This window comes from Mesorhizobium sp. M1A.F.Ca.IN.020.06.1.1 (assembly GCF_004023265.1).
Taxonomy (GTDB): Bacteria; Pseudomonadota; Alphaproteobacteria; order Rhizobiales; family Rhizobiaceae; genus Mesorhizobium.
In genome coordinates this window covers 1-2,549 of sequence record NZ_RZSR01000873.1, presented here as the reverse complement: position 1 = coordinate 2,549, position 2,549 = coordinate 1, and the positions used below count along the sequence as shown (strand labels likewise).

The following is a 2,549-nucleotide window of genomic DNA, read 5'->3' as shown; positions in this document are numbered from 1 at the left end:
GCCGGTGGCAAGGATGTGGGCGATTCGCGTGGTGAGCACCCGCGTCTTGCCGGTGCCGGCGCCGGCCAGCACCAGAACCGGGCCTTCGGTCGTTTCAACAGCGAGCCGCTGTTCGGGATTGAGGCCGTTCAGATAATCGGGCGCACGGTTCTGCGCGTTGCGTGCGGCCACGGCGCGCGCGGCAAGGCCGGATGGGGCGGCGGGCCGCGCATTCGGTTCGTCAAAAAAGGGCATGTCTTCCGAAAAGCCGGACATCGCCCCCGAATGTAGTGATTCGGCAGCGAAAGGCCAGAAGTGTCTCCGTTTTGTTCTAGTTGTTCCTGTTCGGGGCCGCCTTGACAGGCGCAACTTGCGAGAGAAAGCTGCCAACAGGGCAGGGACGGCAAGCCGTTGCCTCAGAGGCGCCGCAAGCGCGCAACAGTCGAAGGAGTATCGTCTTGGCTGTCACCATCACCTCCCTCGTCCTTTTGCTTATCGGCCTGGTCCTCGGCGGCGGCGGCATCTGGCTGGTGACGTTGGGTGGCAGCTGGTACTACCTGATTGCCGGACTGGCCTTCCTGATCACCGCCTGGCTCGTTTTCCGCCGCAGATCGACAGGGCTCTGGCTCTATGCCGCGATCGTGCTCGCCTCGCTGTGCTGGGCGGTGTGGGAAACCGGCTTTGATTGGTGGCAGCTCGGCCCGCGCGGCGGCATCATCGTTCTCATCGCGCTCTGGCTGCTGACGCCATGGGCCAGGCGGGGATTCACCGGTCCGGACGGACGCGCTCCGCTCATCCTGGCGGTGCTCGCATCGCTTGCAGTGGCTGGCTATTCGATGACCGCCGATCCGAAGGACATCGGCGGCACGCTCAACACCGATAAGGTGACGCCGACGGCCAATCTCGGCGGCGACATGCCGGCGGGCGAATGGCATTTCTACGGCCGCACGCCGTTCGGCCAGCGTTACTCGCCGCTCGCTCAGATCACGCCGGATAATGTCGCCAAGCTGCAGCCGGCCTGGACCTACCGCACCGGCGACATGAAGGGTCCGGACGACATCGGCGAGACGACCTATCAGGTAACGCCACTCAAGGTCGGTGATGCGCTCTACATCTGCACGCCCCACAATTTCGCCATCGCCATCGATGCCGCGACCGGCAAGGAGAAATGGCGCTACGACCCGAAGATCAAGCTCGATCCCAACCGCCAGCACCAGACCTGCCGCGGAGTTTCCTATTACGCCGATGCGAAGATCGCGGCGGGCCAGCCCTGCGCGGCACGCATCTACCTGCCGACTTCGGACGCCCGGCTGATCGCTCTCGATGCCGCGAACGGGCAAGTTTGTCCGTCCTTCGCCGAAGGCGGCACGCTGAACCTGATGGCCAACATGCCCTTTCCGAAGTCGGGCTATTACTATTCGACCTCGGCGCCGCTCATCCTCGCCGGCAAGATCATCGTTGGGGGCGCGGTCAACGACAATTATTCGACCGAGGAGCCGTCGGGCGTCATCCGCGCCTATGACGCGGGCACCGGCGCGCTGTTGTGGAATTGGGATTCCGGCAAACCGGATCAGACGACGCCGCTGCCGGCGGGGCAGAACTACACCAACAACTCGCCCAACATGTGGTCAACGGCGAGCGCCGACGAGAAGCTTGGCCTGCTCTACCTGCCGCTCGGCAACCAGACGCCCGACCAGCTCGGCATGGGCCGCAGCGCCGATGTCGAAAAATTCTCCTCCTCGATCACTGCGCTCGACCTCAACACCGGACAGTTGCGCTGGGTGCGCCAGACGGTGCATCACGACCTGTGGGACATGGACGTGCCGGCGCAGCCGACGCTGGTCGACATCACGACGGGGAGCGGCGTGGTGCCGGCACTGGTAGGGCCGACCAAGCAGGGCGATCTTTATGTGCTCGATCGGCGCACTGGCGAACCGATCATTCCGGTGAAGGAAGTGCCGGCACCGGGCGGAGCGATCGAAGGCGACCATACCTCGCCGACGCAGCCGTCCTCCGACCTGTCGTTCAACCCGAAGCCGCTGACCGGCGCCGACATGTGGGGAATCACCATGTTCGATCAGCTGGCGTGTCGGATCGAACTGAAGAGACTGCGTTACGATGGACGCTACACGCCGCCCTCGCTGCAGGGCACGCTGGTCTATCCCGGCAATTTCGGTGTGTTCAACTGGGGCGGCGTCGCGGTCGACCCGGTGCGACAGGTGATGTTCGGCATGCCGACTTATCTCGCTTTCACGTCGAAACTCATTCCGCGCGCGGACGTGCCGCCGCCCGGCGACACCAAGGGCAGCGAGCAGGGGCTCAACCGCAATGAGGGCGCGCCTTACGCGGTGGTGATGGGGCCATTCCTGTCGCCACTCGGCATTCCCTGCCAGGCGCCGCCCTGGGGCTATGTCGCCGGCGTCGACCTGAGAACCGGCCAGATCGCCTACAAGCATCGCAACGGCACCGTCTACGACATGACGCCGCTGCCCCTGCCGCTCAAGGTCGGCGTTCCAGGCATCGGCGGGCCGCTGATCACGGCCCGCGGCCTCGCCCTCCTCGGGGCCCCC

The 2,549-nt window shown here is 65.2% G+C and carries 2 protein-coding genes; one reads left to right on the top strand and one right to left on the bottom strand.

The features are described 5' to 3' along the window. Positions 1-255, bottom strand: a 255-nt coding sequence (locus EOA60_RS28325; protein ID WP_164899601.1) for a UvrD-helicase domain-containing protein, incomplete at its 3' end; no start/stop codon positions are given. A gap of 182 nt (positions 256-437) precedes the next feature. Here EOA60_RS28325 and EOA60_RS28320 point away from each other — a divergent pair. Next, a partial coding sequence (locus EOA60_RS28320; RefSeq protein ID WP_164899600.1) for a glucose/quinate/shikimate family membrane-bound PQQ-dependent dehydrogenase occupies positions 438-2,549 on the top strand: 2,112 nt, incomplete at its 3' end.